This is a genomic window from Ningiella ruwaisensis, from assembly GCF_004798935.1.
Classification (GTDB): domain Bacteria; phylum Pseudomonadota; class Gammaproteobacteria; order Enterobacterales; family Alteromonadaceae; genus Glaciecola; species Glaciecola ruwaisensis.
Map to the genome: position 1 here is coordinate 604,856 of NZ_RAHT01000002.1, position 17,278 is coordinate 622,133.

The 17,278-nt window shown below is 42.5% G+C and carries 16 protein-coding genes and 1 tRNA gene; 6 read left to right on the forward strand and 11 right to left on the reverse strand.

Translation table 11 applies throughout. The features are described from left to right. Positions 1-20: 20 nt before the first annotated feature. The 3 genes from D6V41_RS06055 to D6V41_RS06065 form a co-directional block, all read right to left on the reverse strand. Positions 21-404, reverse strand: a complete 384-nt coding sequence (locus tag D6V41_RS06055; RefSeq protein WP_136250570.1) for a MaoP family protein — start codon at positions 402-404, stop codon at positions 21-23. A 224-nt stretch (positions 405-628) separates the two neighbouring features. Beyond that, the gene (locus D6V41_RS06060) at positions 629-1,114 is read right to left on the reverse strand and encodes a DUF4442 domain-containing protein (RefSeq protein ID WP_136250571.1); all 486 of its coding nucleotides are present in this window, start codon (positions 1,112-1,114) and stop codon (positions 629-631) included. Positions 1,115-1,226: 112 nt separating this feature from the next. Next, positions 1,227-2,108 carry an ROK family protein gene (locus D6V41_RS06065; RefSeq protein ID WP_136250572.1) on the reverse strand — a complete coding sequence of 294 codons (882 nt, stop codon included), beginning with the start codon at positions 2,106-2,108 and terminating at the stop codon, positions 1,227-1,229. 545 nt (positions 2,109-2,653) lie between these two features. On the opposite strand from D6V41_RS06065, the gene D6V41_RS06070 reads away from it, so the two are divergent. Beyond that, positions 2,654-4,573, forward strand: coding sequence for an alpha-amylase family glycosyl hydrolase (locus D6V41_RS06070; RefSeq protein ID WP_136250573.1), 1,920 nt, complete (start codon positions 2,654-2,656; stop codon positions 4,571-4,573). 83 nt (positions 4,574-4,656) lie between these two features. On the opposite strand, the gene D6V41_RS06075 is transcribed toward D6V41_RS06070, so the two are convergent. The 3 genes from D6V41_RS06075 to D6V41_RS06085 form a co-directional block, all read right to left on the reverse strand. Continuing rightward, positions 4,657-6,030, reverse strand: a complete 1,374-nt coding sequence (locus D6V41_RS06075) for an MFS transporter (RefSeq protein ID WP_136250574.1) — start codon at positions 6,028-6,030, stop codon at positions 4,657-4,659. Positions 6,031-6,033: 3 nt separating this feature from the next. Then, entirely contained in the window at positions 6,034-7,062 is a 1,029-nt protein-coding gene (locus D6V41_RS06080; RefSeq protein ID WP_136250575.1) for a LacI family DNA-binding transcriptional regulator, read from the reverse strand. A 186-nt stretch (positions 7,063-7,248) separates the two neighbouring features. After that, positions 7,249-7,324: transfer RNA gene (locus D6V41_RS06085), tRNA-Gly, on the reverse strand. Between the two features lie 204 nt (positions 7,325-7,528). On the opposite strand from D6V41_RS06085, the gene D6V41_RS06090 reads away from it, so the two are divergent. Further along, entirely contained in the window at positions 7,529-8,791 is a 1,263-nt protein-coding gene (locus D6V41_RS06090; protein ID WP_136250576.1) for a diguanylate cyclase, read from the forward strand. A gap of 2 nt (positions 8,792-8,793) precedes the next feature. On the opposite strand, the gene orn is transcribed toward D6V41_RS06090, so the two are convergent. Next, entirely contained in the window at positions 8,794-9,339 is a 546-nt protein-coding gene (gene orn / locus D6V41_RS06095) for an oligoribonuclease (RefSeq protein ID WP_136250577.1), read from the reverse strand. Between the two features lie 193 nt (positions 9,340-9,532). Here orn and rsgA point away from each other — a divergent pair, with 193 nt between their 5' ends. The 4 genes from rsgA to D6V41_RS06115 all read left to right on the forward strand — a co-directional run bounded on the left by rsgA (position 9,533) and on the right by D6V41_RS06115 (position 13,143). Continuing rightward, complete coding sequence (gene rsgA / locus D6V41_RS06100) at positions 9,533-10,570, forward strand: small ribosomal subunit biogenesis GTPase RsgA (RefSeq protein WP_136250578.1); 1,038 nt, start codon at positions 9,533-9,535, stop codon at positions 10,568-10,570. A gap of 83 nt (positions 10,571-10,653) precedes the next feature. Beyond that, positions 10,654-11,508 (forward strand): archaetidylserine decarboxylase, encoded by an 855-nt coding sequence (asd, locus tag D6V41_RS06105; RefSeq protein ID WP_136250579.1) that lies wholly within the window; start codon positions 10,654-10,656, stop codon positions 11,506-11,508. Further along, positions 11,495-12,382, forward strand: coding sequence for a DMT family transporter (locus D6V41_RS06110; protein ID WP_136250580.1), 888 nt, complete (start codon positions 11,495-11,497; stop codon positions 12,380-12,382). The genes asd and D6V41_RS06110 overlap by 14 nt, the downstream gene beginning before the upstream one ends. A gap of 5 nt (positions 12,383-12,387) precedes the next feature. Next, entirely contained in the window at positions 12,388-13,143 is a 756-nt protein-coding gene (locus D6V41_RS06115; RefSeq protein WP_136250581.1) for a glycerophosphodiester phosphodiesterase, read from the forward strand. 48 nt (positions 13,144-13,191) lie between these two features. Here D6V41_RS06115 and D6V41_RS06120 read toward each other — a convergent pair whose 3' ends face one another. From D6V41_RS06120 to D6V41_RS06135, 4 genes are all read right to left on the reverse strand, one after another. Then, positions 13,192-13,542 (reverse strand): MerC domain-containing protein, encoded by a 351-nt coding sequence (locus tag D6V41_RS06120; RefSeq protein ID WP_136250663.1) that lies wholly within the window; start codon positions 13,540-13,542, stop codon positions 13,192-13,194. A 225-nt stretch (positions 13,543-13,767) separates the two neighbouring features. Further along, positions 13,768-14,577, reverse strand: a complete 810-nt coding sequence (locus D6V41_RS06125; RefSeq protein ID WP_168710972.1) for a divergent polysaccharide deacetylase family protein — start codon at positions 14,575-14,577, stop codon at positions 13,768-13,770. Between the two features lie 418 nt (positions 14,578-14,995). Next, positions 14,996-15,880 (reverse strand): sensor domain-containing diguanylate cyclase, encoded by an 885-nt coding sequence (locus tag D6V41_RS06130; RefSeq protein ID WP_136250583.1) that lies wholly within the window; start codon positions 15,878-15,880, stop codon positions 14,996-14,998. 105 nt (positions 15,881-15,985) lie between these two features. Continuing rightward, positions 15,986-17,110: a MalY/PatB family protein gene (locus D6V41_RS06135; RefSeq protein WP_136250584.1), complete on the reverse strand. Its 1,125-nt coding sequence runs from the start codon at positions 17,108-17,110 to the stop codon at positions 15,986-15,988. Between the last annotated feature and the right edge of the window lie 168 nt (positions 17,111-17,278).

Genomic DNA, 17,278 nt, shown 5'->3' on the forward strand with positions numbered 1-17,278 from the left:
CTTAAGTGTGACTGGGTGCGCTATTCGTCGTCGAGCTCGATATCAAGCCCATCTTCGACATCTGCAAGCATATCATCATCGCTGCGACTGGTATCGGTCGCTTTCCTTGTACCATAGATACTACCGGTTTTAGGACGATTAATTCGCTTCTGATATTTTACCCAGGCGCGCGCCGCAACATTGCCAGGCTCTTGTTGCCCCGTGGCAGCCGCAATATAGGCTCTGTCTTCATCATCGCTCGGTGCGATTTGACCATCGACTAATGCCGCAATTAAACATCCATATTCATTAAGCGCTTTACTCTCTGCGATTGAAAAATCACCAGAACGACTAAAACCATAAGGGTAGTTTTTGGGATCACTAAATACTCGCTTTAGCAGGGTTTCTTTAGTTAAATTAGACACGTCACATTGCTCCACTGAGATTTATTACAACTTGACAAACAACAGGCCTTACATTTTTTTGCGTTTGTACTCTCGAATATCGGCGCTGTCAACAAAATAGTGAACTAATATGTGCAATTTAAATAAAGTGTAATATATGCCTGTGTTTTTATTCCCTTTTAATAGCATTTAATGCAAAGTTTGCGACACCTAATTTAGTACTGATTCTAAAACTAGTGCTGCGTTTATTTTGAAACCCAAGCCCAGTTCATTTCGCAAATAATAGGTTCATTGCCGGTTTCATCCGTCACACGCACTTCGACCAAAATGTCCCCTTTTTCCTGGGTCTGCATTAACGAAATTTGCTCATCGCTTAAGCTGGCAACCGCTGTTAAGTCACCTTTCGACCGTTTTACGTACTTTAAATTCATGGATTTAATGAGTGGCAATTTGTCGCCCGGCAGATTCACTCCAACAACGAAACCCGTTGCAGACTCGGCTAACAAGGCCATGGCAGCCGCATGCACTGAGCCAATATGATTTTGCACCTTCGTACGATTTTTCTGAAAAAATGTCGCAGATTTAAGATCAGTGTCGATGATTTTAAGCCCTGCGGTGCCAACTAACTTCACTTTATGTCTAAAGACAAGGGTAAGTAGCCACATCGCGAGACCGTGAGGATAAGTTAAACACTTTTCAGCAAACTTGCGCAGAGGATTAGATTTAGCCATATGATTACCTACACTTAAAAGGTTGAAATGTGAACTGGTCAGACGTGTAGTGACACTACGCTATCTCACTATTGTTTTCAACTTTTGCTAGTAGTAAGTGAATTCGTTTGTTTTACGCGTGTTCAACAAGTGCAAGCGCACCCTTTAAGCCTGACTCAGTTCCTAATCCAGGCTCTACTATGATGTCATGTAAACTCACGTTCTCTGGCAAAGACAGGTATCCATTAACATGCTTGTTCGTTTGTTCAACGATTTTTTTGAGTAAAAACGATTGTTGCATCACCCCACCGCCAAGAATTATTCTTTGCGGAGAGAGCGTCATCAATAGATTGTGACAGAATTGTCCAACGATATTCGCTTGAAGATCCCATGCTTCATGATCTGGCGCGAGATGTTGTGCGCTTTGTCCCCAAATTTTTTGCATGGACGTACCCGAGGCCAGTCCTTCAACGCAATCAGCATGAAATGGACAGTGCCCTTTAACGCCCATTGGAACTTTAACCCTCATATGCCCCATTTCAGGATGCACCAAACCTTTCACGGTCTGCCCATTGACCACTAAACCGCCACCAAAGCCGGTGCCTATAGTGATGTATACAACAACGTCACAGCCTTTGCCCGCACCCCATTTGGCCTCTGCCAGTGCAGCCGCATTTACGTCAGTATCAACGTGCACAGTAACCTCTAAAGCCTCTTCTAAATGCGAAGCTAATGGTGTATCAGACCAATGTGGTTTAGGTGTTTTGGTAATATTACCGAAGGTAGGAGACGAAGGATTTAAATCTAATGGACCAAAACTTGCTAAACCTAAATGGTCAAAGGTATAACCTTGTTGCTTCAAATCATTGTAAAACGCAAGAACCTGAGAAAGTGTATTTGCTGGCGTAGTGGTATCAATCCGCGTCTTGCATAGTAAATTGTGTTTATTATCGAATAGTGCGCAAATAAACTTTGTGCCACCGGCCTCTATTGCTGCTATAGAATTAAATGCCATTATATCGTCTTAGTTGAAGTTAATCGTTTATCATCGAGTCTGAGCTTCAAACTCGCGGGAGCCAGATGCTTATAGACTTACGCAATGTATATCAAATAAGTCAACTTTTGAAGCATATTCATTTTTCCAGATTTTACAAATTCATGAATAGAAGCGTTTCAAAATACATGCAGAACCTTTTTTTGGGAGTCTCTAGTGAATAAAGGCTTTATTTCCCCCCCATTAATTGAAAAAAACCGAGCAGACATCTGCTCGGCTAAACACACATATTTCACGGGAAACACAATCAACTAAGTCAAGAGTGGGCAATTGTTAAAACGAGGTATCTCGGTATGGAGTTTAAACCTTTTCTTTGGTCACACTCTCTAAACAAATAGTACCTATTAAAACGTAAGAATCACTTTGCCTTACGCGACTTAATCGATTAAGATTGAGCATATCAAAATGTATGCGAGTTGTAAATGCTGTGTAAACACATTTATTATGGCGCGCATAATTTCTCTGCTCTCGCATCAAAATCCTTATTTAGCACACAGGTAGACTTTATGAATTTTAAGCTTGAAAGCGCTAAGACACTTAAACGAATATTAAAAAGCAACGAAACCAATATTGATGCTTTAACGCCCGCGCATAAAAAGCTTTTTTTAGCTCGCCTGGACGAGCATTTTGCTGCGCTTTTTGAATTGTATTATCAGGTCTACGGCTGGCAGTATGATTTTCATTTCCACATACAATCGCTCGTTCAGACGTTAATAGCGGGATTTAAAGAGCGACCTGCCCATTTAAAAACCAAAGATAAGCAAAAATTAGCTCAGCCTCACTGGTACAAAAGTGAGAAGATGCTGGGTATCGCGTGTTACGTTGACCTGTTTGGTGGTGACTTAAAAAAACTTAAAAAGCGCCTGCCTTATTTTAAGTCGATGGGGATCAATTACGTTCATCTAATGCCCTTATATCGATCGCCACAAGGCGATAGTGACGGAGGATATGCGGTATCTGACTACAGAACGGTAAATCCTGCTCTTGGCAATATGGCAGATTTGGAGGCCTTAACAAAAGCGTTCAACAAAGAAGGCATTAATATCGTTTTGGATTTTGTGTTCAACCATACCTCTAATGAACACGAATGGGCATTAAAAGCCAAGCAAGGCAGTGAAGAGTATCAGGCATATTATTATATGTTTGACGACAAAACCGTGCCCGATCAGTACGAACAGCATTTGCGTGAAATTTTTCCCCAGGTTCGCAGAGGCAACTTCACATACGAACCGACTTGCGATAAGTGGGTATGGACAACATTTAACAGCTTCCAGTGGGATCTTAACTATAGTAACCCTGAAGTATTTAATGCAATCACCAGTGAAATGCTATTTTTGGCCAATATTGGATGTGATGCGCTCAGGCTCGATGCGTTAGCGTTCATCTGGAAAGAAATGGGCACTAACTGTGAAAATCAAGATAAGGCACATACGCTCATTCAGGCATTTAACCGTTGCCTTCAGATTACTGCACCAGCTGTTGTGTTTAAGTCAGAGGCCATTGTGCACCCAGATGAGGTCGTAAAATATATTGATAAAAATGAATGCCAGCTTTCGTACAATCCTTTATTAATGGCCTTGATCTGGAATTCGCTTGCAACCCGAAAAACCCGTTTATTAACCGCATCAATGCAAAAAACAGGTGTTATTTCTGATGATTGTACGTGGGTGAATTACGTGCGATGTCACGACGACATTGGCTGGACTTTCGACGATGATGTTGCGGCCGAATTAGGAATAAACGGGGAAGATCATCGCTATTTTCTCAATCAGTTTTATACGGGCCGATTCCCTGGCAGTTTTGCAAATGGCGTTGCCTTTGGTGAAAACCCCAGTACTGGAGACTGCAGGGTTTGTGGGTCTTTAGCATCCTTATGCGGACTTGAGCGGGCGCAAGCTGAAAACGACTTGGCTGGCATTGATTTGGCAGTAAAACGTATTTTACTTGTTCATAGTGTGATCTTAAGCGTAGGCGGAATTCCACTCCTATATGCTGGAGATGAACTTGCCTTGATAAATGACTATGGCTATCAGAACGACCCCAGCAAACAACATGATGTCAGGTGGGTCAATCGAATAGATGTGCCCGATGACATGTTGAAGCAATCGCCCAACCCTGAGGTCACAGATGCTCTCAAATCTTTAATTAGTATTCGTCAAAAACACCCGATATTCGGCGACGCCAGCACGTCTTTTCTGCCCGCTCCAAATGAACATTGTTTTGCCTATCTGCGAGAAACGGAATTGGAGCGTTGTTTATGCCTCGTTAACTTCAGCGAGCATTCGCTTAGTATTCATCCTCAAACATTTGATTTACTCGGGCAATCAATCGCAACCGATTTAATTACCCAAAGCACAGTGGATCTCAGTGAGGGAGTAAATCTTTCAAGCTATCAATTTACTTGGTTAAAAGTGCTGAAAAGCTAATATTGACTCAACAAGCTTTCGCAGCGTCATTAACGAAAGGCGCTGCGAGATGTTCAAAGAAAGGCATAATGAGCGTGCTTGCTCTAGTTTCGTTTAACTTTTAAGTCTGTTTCAATCTGCGCCAGTGTGTGTTTGTCTATTTTGTAAAAAAGCATCATCAGGCCACCGAGTGCAAATAACACGGCTGGCAACCAGGTTGCCATAACGCGTAAGCCCATCATTGTAGCATCGGTTTGGACTTCATTTGCTACAAATCCCACATAGCCAAGTACAAATGCAGGGAGTGCACCACCGACTGCTGAGCCCACTTTAAGCGCAAACATCGAAGCGGAAACCGTCAGTCCAGAGGTGCGTTTACCGGTTTTCCACTCACCGTATTCTGCGCAATCGGTAAACATTGCAAACAACAAGGTGATCACTACGCCAAAGGTTCCTATCCCGATAAAGTGTAAAAATACCGTTGTGATGTACATATCTGGCGGAATAAAGAAACCGATACCTAAAAGCACTGCATGCAATACGCACATAAATAAAACCAGGCTGTGCTTTGAAAAATAAAGCGCAAGGGTCGATGCAATCATGGCACCGAAAAGCTGCCCAATAATGCCAAACGAAGTAAAAATCGCCACCCTGTCAAATATCCAGAACACTGCTTCACCGCTGTCCTGCATATAATATTTAACGTAGTAGATAATAGACGAAAAGCGTGCTATCAAACCTATAACGATTAAGATACAAGCTATAGCAAGCACCACCCAAGAGATATTTTTCACCAAATCGCCGATATCTTTACCTAATGACGATTCATGTTTTGGTAGCGTAATGCGCTCTCGAGTAGTCATAAAGGTAAACAAAAATATGCCTACCGCCAAAACGGCAAATATACTCATGGTGAGTCTAAACCCAAGCACGTCATCGTCGCCGCCAAGTAACTTTGCTAAGGGTGTTGCAAAAGCCGCAATTAGCAATGTACCGATACTTGCGCATACCAGGCGATAGGTCGTAGCCTTTGTTCGCTCCTCGGCAGATGGAGATATAACGGCCAAGAGCGCAGAATAAGGAACATTTATCGCAGTGAAAATCAACATAACGCCGATGTAAGTCACATAAGCATATATTAGCTTTCCAGTCTGAGAAAAGTCGGGCCCAAAAAATATGGCAAATCCTAACAGGCCATAAGGTACGGCCATCCATAAAAGATAGGGTCTGTATTTCCCGTGTCTGGTTTGCGTGCGGTCGGCAATCGCTCCCATAACAGGGTCACTTACAGCATCAATAATTTTAGAAATGAGCAGCATAATACCGACTGCAGCCGGGGCTAATCCATAAATGTCGGTATAGTAATAGAGCAAATAGAGCCCAAAAAAGCCAAGATAAAAATTAGAGGCCATATCTCCAAGGCCGTAACCTATTTTTTCTTTAAACGAAAGCGGCTGGTGGTTTTGGCTAGTTTGCATACTTTATCCTGATTCTCTCACTACGAGCTTTGCATCCATCATTACGCGCTCGTCAGACTTATCTAACAACATACGGGCAGCTAGCTGCCCCTTTTCATATCCTTGCTGACTTATAGTCGTAAGCGGTGGCTGGTTTCTCTCTGCCTCTGCAATGTCATCAAAGCCGGTGACACGTACGTCCCCTGGCACGCTTAAATTCAGTTCTCTGGCCACTTTGCAAACCGCTATGGCGATTATGTCTGACATGCACAGAATGACGTTGGGACGTTTGGGCTTTGAGAGAAGCTGGCGTGCCCCCTCTTCTGCCTGATCAAGCACATTCACGGGCAAGTGAATGATGTTTTCAGGTAAAATATCGGCCGATTTTTCTTGCGCACCGGCCAAATAGCCAAACAGTCGTTGCCATGAAATTTCTTGTTTATCGTGATCTAAATCGCCGGCAGTAATTGGCTTTACATGATTATCAGTAACGAGGCGCATTCCAATAATGGCGGGCACGTCAATCCCATTTTGAATTGCATGAGATGCAAGCTGTTTACAGGCTTCAAAATTGTCAATATTTACAGAAGGAACGTCTGGAAAATCAAAGTCGACTACGATTAGCGGCTTGCCAGAACGAATTACACGCTTAAAACTATCGCCTTCCGGAGCACCGTAAAAAATGAATCCATCGGGAAGTGACTCAGCTCGAATTTGTGCATCAGACTTGATGGTAGAAGATAACAATAATATTTGTTTGTGTGCCTTTGCTAAAACTTCCGTAATGCCGGCCATAAAGTCAGTAGCCATAGGATCAGAAAAGCTGTATGTGAGTGAGTCGGACAACATGATCGCCACAACATCAGACTGACCTGAGCGAAGCGATCGAGCAATCATGCTTGGCCCTGAATAACCTATACGCTCACACTCTTTTAGAATTCGCTCTCTTAGTGCAACCGAAAGTTGATCTGGCCGATTAAAAGCATTTGAAATTGTAGCTGTGGACACACCAATTAATTTGGAAACGTCTTTTAAAGAGAGGTTTTTTTTCATCCGCGAGCGTAGTGACCATGAATTCATACAATAGCGTTAATGTGCCACATTTACGTTCGATAATCTATACGCGCTTACAAGTTATTAACAAACTATGTAATTGAATTTTGTGATGAATTTTAAGAGGTGTAAAAATTTGGATATGTTCGTTTATCAGCCTGTTAAAACTGATAAAGCAGAAGAGATTGGAGCGGGAAACGAGATTCGAACTCGCGACCCCGACCTTGGCAAGGTCGTGCTCTACCAACTGAGCTATTCCCGCAAATTGGACGCGCATTATAAAAAAAACCCGCCAGGTTGCAAGTAACTTTTTATTGTTTTTTTCCAAATTGTTGTGTTTGCTAAAAATTCAGTAAGTTAATACGCCTTCATGCCGATAATTAAGATGAGCTAAAGCCTATTTATTCAACATAAAACGCATTCATCCGCGTTAAAGAGATGAACAATATGGAAACAAGGCAAGGTAGTGAAATATAAAATCTTATTAATCGAGCATGATGGTTCAAGCCTTCGCGTACTAAAGCGCGTGATAGGAAAAGCAAATTTAGAAGTGGTGATTGCGACATCATTGACCGAAGCTCGGGTTATATTCGAAAATTCAACACCAGAGAGTTTTTTATGTGCGGTAGTCGATTATCAACTGCCCGACGCCCCGCATGGCGAAGCCATCGATTTTGCCATCGAATCCTTTGTTCCGGTTATTGTTATCACGAGTCAAACTGACACCGATATACGGGATCGAATTTTAAGTAAAGCGGTTGTGGACTATATTCCTAAAAGCAACGCTCAAATCTATGAGTATTTATCACGCTTACTCCTTCGCCTGGAGAAAAACAAGCAGGTTGGCGTGCTGGTGGTAGGTGGTAACAATCGTAGTCGTCAACACTTATGCGAATTACTCAACCGACACAACTTTATCGCTTATCAGGCAGGAAACGCAGAAAGCGCCTTTGCCCTGCTTGAACAACACAGCAACATCAAACTGCTCATTACGGATCAAAAACTTCCTGGCACTCAGGGAGTTGATTTTGTCGCAACTGTTAGAACTGAGTATAGCAAAGAAGAGCTTAGTATTATCGGCACAAGTGACGATGGGAATGCCTCGTTGCTGGCTAATTTTATCAAAAGTGGCGCGAACGATTATTTACGCAAGCCCTATTGTCATGAAGAGTTTTTTTGTCGAGTGCTGCAAAATATTGAATATATCGAACAAATTGAAGTCATCAGAAGAACTGCCAACACAGATTATTTAACCGGGCTTCCTAACAGGCGACATTTTTTCTCAAAAGTGAGTGGTATTTTGCGACGAGAACCGGCGTGTGCGTCTTTAGCGCTTTTAGACTTGGATCATTTTAAACAGCTAAATGATACATATGGTCATGACTGCGGAGACTTGGTATTAAAAGAAAGCGCCAAACTAATTAAAAAACATTTTGCGGATTGTCAGTTTTCTCGTTTTGGCGGAGAAGAGTTTTGTGTCTTTTTAAGCGATATGAACGCCGAACAGGCATTTGAAAAATTAGACAGTTTCAGAAAACTGTTGAGCGATAAAGTATTTAAATTTCGAAAAAAGAGCATTCGATGCAGTGTAAGTATCGGACTAACAAGCGCGCCTCAAGCAAAGTTGGAAAGGATGCTAACAAGGGCAGATGAGCATCTCTACCTTGCTAAAGCGCAAGGCAGAAACAGAGTCGTCGCAGATGCGCTTGGAGTATCTGACGCAGTTTAGCCTTAAATCTTAAATACCTGCTCTCGATAATATTTTAGCTCTTCAATAGACTCTTTTATGTCGTCGAGCGCTAGATGAACTCCCTTTTTCTTAAAGCCTGATACGATGTCTGGCTGCCAGCGAGCACATAATTCTTTGATGGTGCTAACGTCTATATTGCGATAATGAAAGTGGGCCTCAAGTTCAGGCATGTACTTCACCATAAAGCGTCTATCTTGTCCGATGGAATTACCGCACATGGGCGATTTTTTTTCAGGCACGTATTCCTTCAGAAAAGCCAGGGTTTGCTGAGCAGCCTCTTCAACAGAAAATGGTGAGTCCTTGCAGCGCTGAGTTAAGCCACTTTCCCCGTGAGTTTTTACGCACCATGCATCCATACTCTCGAGTACTTCATCACTCTGGTGCACAGCAATTACGGGGCCTTGCGCTAGTATATTGAGCTCTTTATCGGTAACAATACTCGCTATTTCCAGCACTACACACGTTTCTGGATCCAGTCCGGTCATTTCCATATCAATCCATACTAAATTTTGCTCATCCACAGACATGAGTCACTTCCTTTTTTTAATTCGATAACTGCAGTGCATGTTATACCACAACAGAGTATTATTAAATAATTGAAGACCTTGGATAATCAATCGAATCAATACGGCTTAACAATGCAAGCTGACGATAGTCGCTTTTGTGTTAAAAAAAGAAAAATAAGCCGTGTGCAGAATTTAAGAGAAAAACGGGTAGAGAGTGGCAAAAAAACCAAAGCTTTCAAAAAATCAGCAGCGACAAGTATCTCGGAATCGAAACAAGCGCATGCGTAATCAGGCCGAGGACTCGGTTTCAGAACATCTGGGTCAGCAGCAAGCCGGGCGTGTGGTGAGCCGTTACGGCAAGCATGCTCTGGTTGAAGATCAAAATCATAGTCTTCACAAGTGTCATATTCGGCGCACCATTGACTCAGTGGTGTGCGGCGATCATGTTTTATTCAGGCCAGGTGAATCAGTTGATCCTGCGAATAGGGGGATTATTGAAGTCGTGCTTGATAGAAAATCAACGCTTACCCGACCTGACTATTATGATGGGGTCAAGCCCATTGCAGCCAACATTGACCAGATTATTGTGGTCTCGGCGATTGTACCTGCATTGTCAACACACATTATCGACCGCTACCTTGTTGCTTGTGAGCAGGCTCAAATTTCACCGATTATTGTTGTAAATAAAGTCGAATTGTTAGATGAAAAAGAGCAGGCCGAAGTAGATAGAAGCCTCCAAATTTATAAAGACTTAGGCTATCAGCTTATTTTTGTTAGCTGCGCAAAGCCTCAAGGATTGGACGCCTTAAGCAAGGTGCTTGTTGATAAAGTAAGTGTTTTTGTTGGGCAAAGTGGTGTTGGCAAGTCAAGTATCATTAACTTGCTATTACCTGATGCTGATGAGGCAGTGGGCGAAGTATCATCAAACTCTGGCTTAGGACAACATACTACCACCGCCTCCAAGTTAATGCATTTTGAACAAGGTGGAGAGCTGATTGATTCCCCGGGCGTACGGGAATTTGGTTTATGGCATTTAGATGCACATGATATCACGCAGGGTTTTATTGAATTTAGACCTTATTTGGGCGGATGTAAGTTTTCAGACTGTAAGCACCGAGAAGATCCCGGGTGTCTCATAACACAGGCCGTTGAAGAAGGTGAAATAAAAAAAGAGCGATATCAAAGTTATTTGAAGATAATCGACAGTTTAGATACGCAGCGTCCGGCCCATGCAAAAGGCCTTATTCCATAGAATGATGGCTCATAGCGAATGGAGCGTTATTATTTTTGTCGCTTGCTGTACAATACGCGGCTCTAAGATATAGGAGTTTATCAGTGTTAGACTGGTTCAAAGTAAAAAGCCAATATATTTTGCCAAAACACCTCATTTCGCGCTTTTTAGGTGCCGTTGCTGAGCGAGACCTTGGTGTATTCACGCAGTTCTTAATAAAAAGCTTTATTAAAGCGTTCGATATAAATATGCAAGAAGCGCATTTTGAAAACCCATCTGCCTATCGTACCTTTAATGAGTTTTTTACTCGCCCCTTGAAAGAAGGTATCAGGCCAATCGAAGCAAATGAAAACGAGCTTTGCCACCCTGTAGATGGATGTGTAAGTCAATTTGGCGACATTAACGGCGATAGAATTTTTCAAGCTAAAGGACATGACTATAGCTTAAGTACACTATTAGGTGGTAAGCCTGAATTATCGGAATGCTTCACGGGAGGAAAGTTTGCCACCATTTATCTGGCTCCTCGCGATTATCATCGAATTCATATGCCAATTGACGGCGCGCTTAGCGATACCTTGCATGTACCTGGCGAGTTATTCTCAGTCAACCCACTAACCGCGAACAACGTGCCGGCATTGTTTGCTCGTAACGAGCGTGTTGTCGCTTTATTTGATACACCCATCGGCAAAATGGCCATGGTGCTGGTAGGCGCAACTGTGGTTGCAAGTATCGAAACGGTTTGGGCAGGCACAATTACGCCACCGGCAGGAAAATATGTGCAACATTGGAAGCACGATGGCGACAATATATCCTTGAAAAAAGGAGAAGAGATGGGGCGCTTCAAATTAGGCTCAACTGTCATCTTATGTTTTGAGCCCAACAAGATTGAGTTTGAAAACTTATCTCCACGAATGATTACGCGTTTGGGCAAAGTACTGGCGTCTTATGGATCCAGTTAAAAAGTCGCTGATAAACCTTCACCTTACGGTGATGCTTTTAGGTGGAACCGCGCTTTTTTCAAAACTTATTCCGCTTTCGGCACTGGATATTACTTTTGGACGTTCGTTACCTGCCTTTTTGTTTCTATTTGCGTTTGTAAAACTTAGCGGAGAATCATTAAGGCTGAATCAGAGCAAAGACTATTTCATTGCAATGGGTCTTGGCATGATAATGGCTGTGCATTGGGTGACCTATTTTGCTGCAATGCAATATTCCTCTGTTTCTGTGGGTATTATTGCATTATTCACATTCCCTGTTATCACAGTATTGCTTGAACCCTTTTTCGAGAAGATAGCTATTGTTTGGCAAGATATCGTCAGTGCGCTTGTGGTGCTTGTTGGCATTTTTATGATTGTGCCCGATGTATCGCTTGAAAACGATGTCACTCTGGGAGTAGCAATTGGCGTGTTTTCCGCATTTTTGTACGCCATTCGTAACTTAATGCACAGACAGTATTTTTCGCACTACAGCGGTGCGAAAGCAATGGCCTATCAAATAGCCATCATTTGTCCTTGCCTGGTTTGGTTTATATCGGATGATTTCTTCAGTGTTGAAAAAGCCTTCGACATCAATAGTGCGCTCTTACTTCTCCTTTTAGGCACAGTGTTTACTGCCTTGCCTCACGCGCTTGTTGCCACTGCGCTAAAACACTTACGCGCGAAAACATTTTCACTGGTTGCTTGCATGCAGCCACTCTATGGCGTTGTTTTTGCAATAGTATTATTAGGCGAGTCACCAACCTGGCAAACTTTAGCCGGTGGAATTCTGGTTATATCTGCAGCAGTGTATGAAACCGTGAATACGCACAGACAGCGCAACAAATCCGAGGCTTAACTTTTATGCTCATTATCGCTCATCGAGGCAACAGTTCCCGTCATATCGAAAATACGCAGCCAGCATTTGAACAGGCTATCGCAGATGGAGCGAAAGCCATCGAGTGTGACATTCATCAGGTTGGGGGCGGGTTCTACGTATTTCACGACTTTACGCTTGAGCGTTTGTGCAATCGAACAGAACGATTGGCTGATTTATCTGAAAAGCAGATTAAAACGCTAAAAGTTAAGGGTAAACATCCAATCCTGTCAATGGAAGAGTTATTCGATATCGTACAAGGACGAGTCACGATTAATTTAGGACTCAAGGCTATAAATGAGCCACTGCACTTTATTGAATCGTTGAACCGATGTATAACAACGACGATAACTTCCATTGAGTCAACTAAGGATGAAACGGGGTCGATGCCTAAAAATACGCAAATTGACATCGTGGTTTCGTCGTTTAATCATCCTATGCTCGCGTCAATTAAGTCGGCCTTGAGGCAGAGCCCCTATAATCATCAGATTCGCGTTGCAGCGCTTGTCGCACACCTTCCTATGGACCATGCAGCTTATGCGCAACATTTGGGGGCCGATATTGCAGCGATTGATGCACAGCTTGTTGAAGCGGATTTTGTAGAAGACGCGCACAATCGCTATTTGGATGTCTGGTGCTATACGGTCAATCGTGAAGATGATTTGTTACGATTAAAAGCAATGGGAGTAGACGCCGTATTTTCCGATGATCCTGCGTGGGCTCGGGCTGTCATCAAATGTTAGCGCCCTAAAATATCTTCGAAAAAATATCGGATAAAAAGAAGTTAGCCATCAATGGCAGCTTTTACACTGCTTGCAAAGCCTGAGATTGATTAAATGTGCTGCAATGATAAAACCTGCGCCTATCGCGATGGTAAATGGCTCGTAAGCTTCACCAAAAATGTCCTTATGCCAGTAGATTAATCCGCCAAGCACCAATGAATATATCGGATAAATTTGTCTATGATATTGTTTAAAACCGACTAAAAGCGCAGCAAAACCAATAACGATTGAAACACTCAGAATACTGCGCTCAAACCAATCTTGCGCAACAAATGAAGAAGCCAATATCGGTAAAATAGGCAAAAGCAAAGGCAAGGCTAAACAGTGAACAGCGCAAGCGGCTGATACCCACACGCCCATTTTATCCAGCACTCGATTGTTGACACGCAATTGCTCTTTTTCAACATTTTTCGAATGAGAAACGACAGATTCTGTATCAACGTTTATTTCGCTCGTTTTTGCTTGCAATGTCCTAGACCTAAGTTAATTTAATCAATAGTGATTTAGTCGATGTAATAGTATAACATCAATGATGGATTCAGCAATGCATAATTTCAACAAACTGAAAACACTGGTTAACATTCTCTATTGTGGATTAGGCATCGCTTCGACTAAGGAATTCGGTGCAGTACTGCCAATATTGGGTTTATCGTGAGTCAAGCTTGAGGGTAAAAGGTCAAAGTCAGCTTGAGTATTGGCAGCCAAGTGGGGGTTTAGCCTAAATTTCTCAGTCTCGTTAAGGTATTCGCTTGCAGTAACGATTTCAATGTCGTCTGGCAAGTTTTGCATTTTCTGTTTTAAAAATTCGTAAGTGACTGGATAGGGATGGGCAATACCCACTGCTTTACCATACTTGCGAGCGATGCGAAGCAAGCGATTAAATTGCTTTTCTAAAAACGCAAAATCCTGCTCATGATCTAAAAAGATATGTCGGGTTGCGACTTTCACCGAGTTTTCTTCTGCAATGCTTGCCGCTTTGCTGTAACGAGTGGTTTTACTATCGATAAAAAACATATTGTTGTTCGCAAGCACTGCCATCACAGATTCCATTGGCAACGTCATTTGCGTTAATTTACTTCCCATATGATTATTCACACCCACTGCATGCGGAACGGTAGCTAGCGCACTTAACAAGGCATTTTGAAGCTCTTGCGGGTACATATTCGATAACAAAGGACCTCTTCCGAGATTCTTGGGCTTTAATGACTCCATCGGCATATGAAGCATCACTTCCCGGTTTTGCTCTGCAGCCAAAAATGAGAATTCGGTCGAATATTCGGTGTGTGGCAATATGGCGAAGGTTATGGTTTTAGGTAAATCAAACACAGCCCGATCCGATGGCTTTGCGCCAACATCGTCTATAATCAATGTAATTTTTGCTTTTTGCTGAGACAAAGCTATGTCGCTTTCATTTGCAATACAAACAAAAGTCCCAAGTAACCCCAAGCAAGCAACTAGCAATCTATAATAATGTTTAAACACGTTTTATATTTTTTATGACACGTCCAACTCGGTTTTGCCCAACTGAACAAAGCGTGTCGTGTTATAGCGCGTCAAAAGATTAACGGAAATTATTCGATTTAGCAAAGCTTTGCAAAATCTACACCTATTTGATTTAGATTTTTTATCGGCAGAATGTCGGTAAGTTGAAGTTAATTAAGAACTAGAAAAGAGGAATAGGCCTCAAAGCTATTGGCCTGTCGAAGTAATGGCTGATAATCTCCAACTAAATCAGGTGCTTCACTAATGCTAGCCTGGTTCTAACTGACATATCCACACATTCGCTTTGATTGATAAATCTCATCGTGAATTGCTAACTGAAGGTGCGCGTTTTTGCCTTATCGATTGCATCATCAATGGATTCGTTCAACCCGCATACGTGCGCACCAACGGTGAGCTTAAAGCCAGCTCGCTGAAACTGTTTTAAAATAGCAACAACTCGCCCGGTAAGAAATTTATTATCTGCATTCAAAAGCAACAGGCTGAAGGTATCGCCGCTCAATTTACATAAAATATCTTCTTCCCGCTTTAATGAAATTAAACCATCCTTTGCGCACTGGAGAGAAAAATCACGATCCGCATGTTCAGCAGGAAACCTCTTTAAATCAATCATGATAATGGAGATAGGTAATCCCGAATGAAAAGCGCGTTCTTTTTGCAGCTTTAAAATTTCCACAAAATCTTGTGCATTAGGCAAGCCTAAATCCCTTTCTGCTCTTTCGTGAGCCATATAATCGTGAAGTTTGGCTTTAAGCTGAAAGATTTCCTGATCTCGCTGCAACAAACTTTCGACAATAATGACGAAGCTTTCAATAACAGAGGCTTGATTTCTGATCTCATCGGGCTTCTGCTTAGGGTCGATTGCACACAGTGTTCCCATAAGCTCACCCTTATCGTTTTTTAAAGGAAAGCCCACGTAAGCCTGAATATTTAGTTGTTGGGTGATGGGCGCGTTCGCAAATGCTTCTACTTCAGCAATATTGGGAACAATGTTTGGCCCTTGCTGCGTAACCATTCGATTACACACGGTGTTGTTCCATTCAAGCACGTCATTTTCTTTGACCCCATAAGCGTTATGCGTGGTTGATAGCAGTATCCAGTCGTTATCGACTACTCGAGTGACCATCCACAAGTCTAAATCGACTTCGAGTTTGAGTAATGTAAGTACATGATTAAGCGCCTGCCTTAATTCTATCAAGCTAACTCCTAGTATATTTAAATGTAGTTACCTCCTCCCTGAGGGTAGTGTTTGCTTACAACGATTGTTATTAAGTTAAACTGGATTGTAGAAGAAATTCAGGCCTTATGCTCGCAGTCTTTTTACAATTTCTTCTAAATATGATTTTGCGCATCCAAAGTTAATTCTAAAAAAATCAGGCTCGCCAAAATCGCGTCCTGGAGATGGCCCCACTTTGCGAGATTCACACCATTTTTGAGTGTCGTCCACATTTAACTCGCTTGCGTCGACCCAGAGTAAAAATGTAGCTTCCGGCGCGAGGCAAGATAGACCATCAATTTGGTTGATTTGTTCAACGAGATAATCACGGTTTTTGCGTAAATAACTTAACTGTGCCTGATGCCATTTATCGCATTTGGTAAATGCTGCTTGTGTGGCCTCCAGGCCAAGTACTGTCACCCAAGGCACAATACCTGCCCCTGCCTGCACAAATTCACTTCTTAAGCGTGTGTTAGGGATAATGGCAAAAGAGGTTCCCAAACCAGCTACATTAAAAGTCTTGCTCGCGGCCATCAGGGTGACGCTATTATCCATTAACTGTGGATGTTTTGACGCTGGAAGATGGGGTAAGTCGTCCAATATCAGATCGCAGTGGATTTCATCACTACACACGGTCACATTGTGTTTGTTGCAAATTTCAGCCACTTTATCCAATTCATCCTGACGCATCACGCTTCCTGCTGGATTCATAGGATTACACATAATAAAAAGTGATGCCTGAGGGTTAGCAGCGTGTCGCTCAAGTGCCTCAAAATCGAGCGTCCACCGGCCATCTACTTTTATAGTAGGTACACACATCTGCGCACGCATATTTATTTCGGGGCAGGCAAGTAAAGGCGGATAGTTAGGCGTTTGCACGATAATACCTTCACCATTTTGCGAAAAAGCGCGAGTTGCCATATTAAATGCAGGCACCACGCCAGGCGTCCACACCACCCAACTTGGCGAGATGTCCCAGTCGTAGCGTTTTTTACACCAATTTACAATAGCATCAATAGCAGGACGATGATGTTTAGGAAGAGTATAACCCAGTAAGCCGTGGTCAACGCGTGCTGTGAGCGACTCCAGAATAGGCTCTGCACATCTAAACTCAGTATCAGCAATCCAACAGGGCAATATATCGGTATTTTTATATTTTTCCCATTTATAGGCAAATGTACTGCTACGGTCAGGTCGTGCGTCAAAGTTCATGGTATTTAAAAGTGAGTAGGTAATTTGTATTTATGTTAACACTTTAGGCAGTCAGATAAAGTGGTGAATGAAAGACTTTCTATCAAGAGTTTTGATGCAAAAACTCTACAGCCCGATAATATTGTTTTACAATACATCATGAGCGACCCAATTTTACAGGTGCATTAT

What these genes read in the sequence shown, in the direction of transcription:
- D6V41_RS06135 (WP_136250584.1), bottom strand. Translation starts at nt 17,110, where the DNA reads ATGAACTTTGACGCACGACCTGACCGTAGCAGTACATTTGCCTATAAA.
- D6V41_RS06065 (WP_136250572.1), bottom strand. Translation starts at nt 2,108, where the DNA reads ATGGCATTTAATTCTATAGCAGCAATAGAGGCCGGTGGCACAAAGTTT.
- D6V41_RS06110 (WP_136250580.1), top strand. Translation starts at nt 11,495, where the DNA reads ATGGATCCAGTTAAAAAGTCGCTGATAAACCTTCACCTTACGGTGATG.
- D6V41_RS06080 (WP_136250575.1), bottom strand. Translation starts at nt 7,062, where the DNA reads ATGAAAAAAAACCTCTCTTTAAAAGACGTTTCCAAATTAATTGGTGTG.
- D6V41_RS06120 (WP_136250663.1), bottom strand. Translation starts at nt 13,542, where the DNA reads ATGGGCGTGTGGGTATCAGCCGCTTGCGCTGTTCACTGTTTAGCCTTG.
- D6V41_RS06115 (WP_136250581.1), top strand. Translation starts at nt 12,388, where the DNA reads ATGCTCATTATCGCTCATCGAGGCAACAGTTCCCGTCATATCGAAAAT.
- D6V41_RS06075 (WP_136250574.1), bottom strand. Translation starts at nt 6,030, where the DNA reads ATGCAAACTAGCCAAAACCACCAGCCGCTTTCGTTTAAAGAAAAAATA.
- D6V41_RS06060 (WP_136250571.1), bottom strand. Translation starts at nt 1,114, where the DNA reads ATGGCTAAATCTAATCCTCTGCGCAAGTTTGCTGAAAAGTGTTTAACT.
- D6V41_RS06070 (WP_136250573.1), top strand. Translation starts at nt 2,654, where the DNA reads ATGAATTTTAAGCTTGAAAGCGCTAAGACACTTAAACGAATATTAAAA.
- orn (WP_136250577.1), bottom strand. Translation starts at nt 9,339, where the DNA reads ATGTCTGTGGATGAGCAAAATTTAGTATGGATTGATATGGAAATGACC.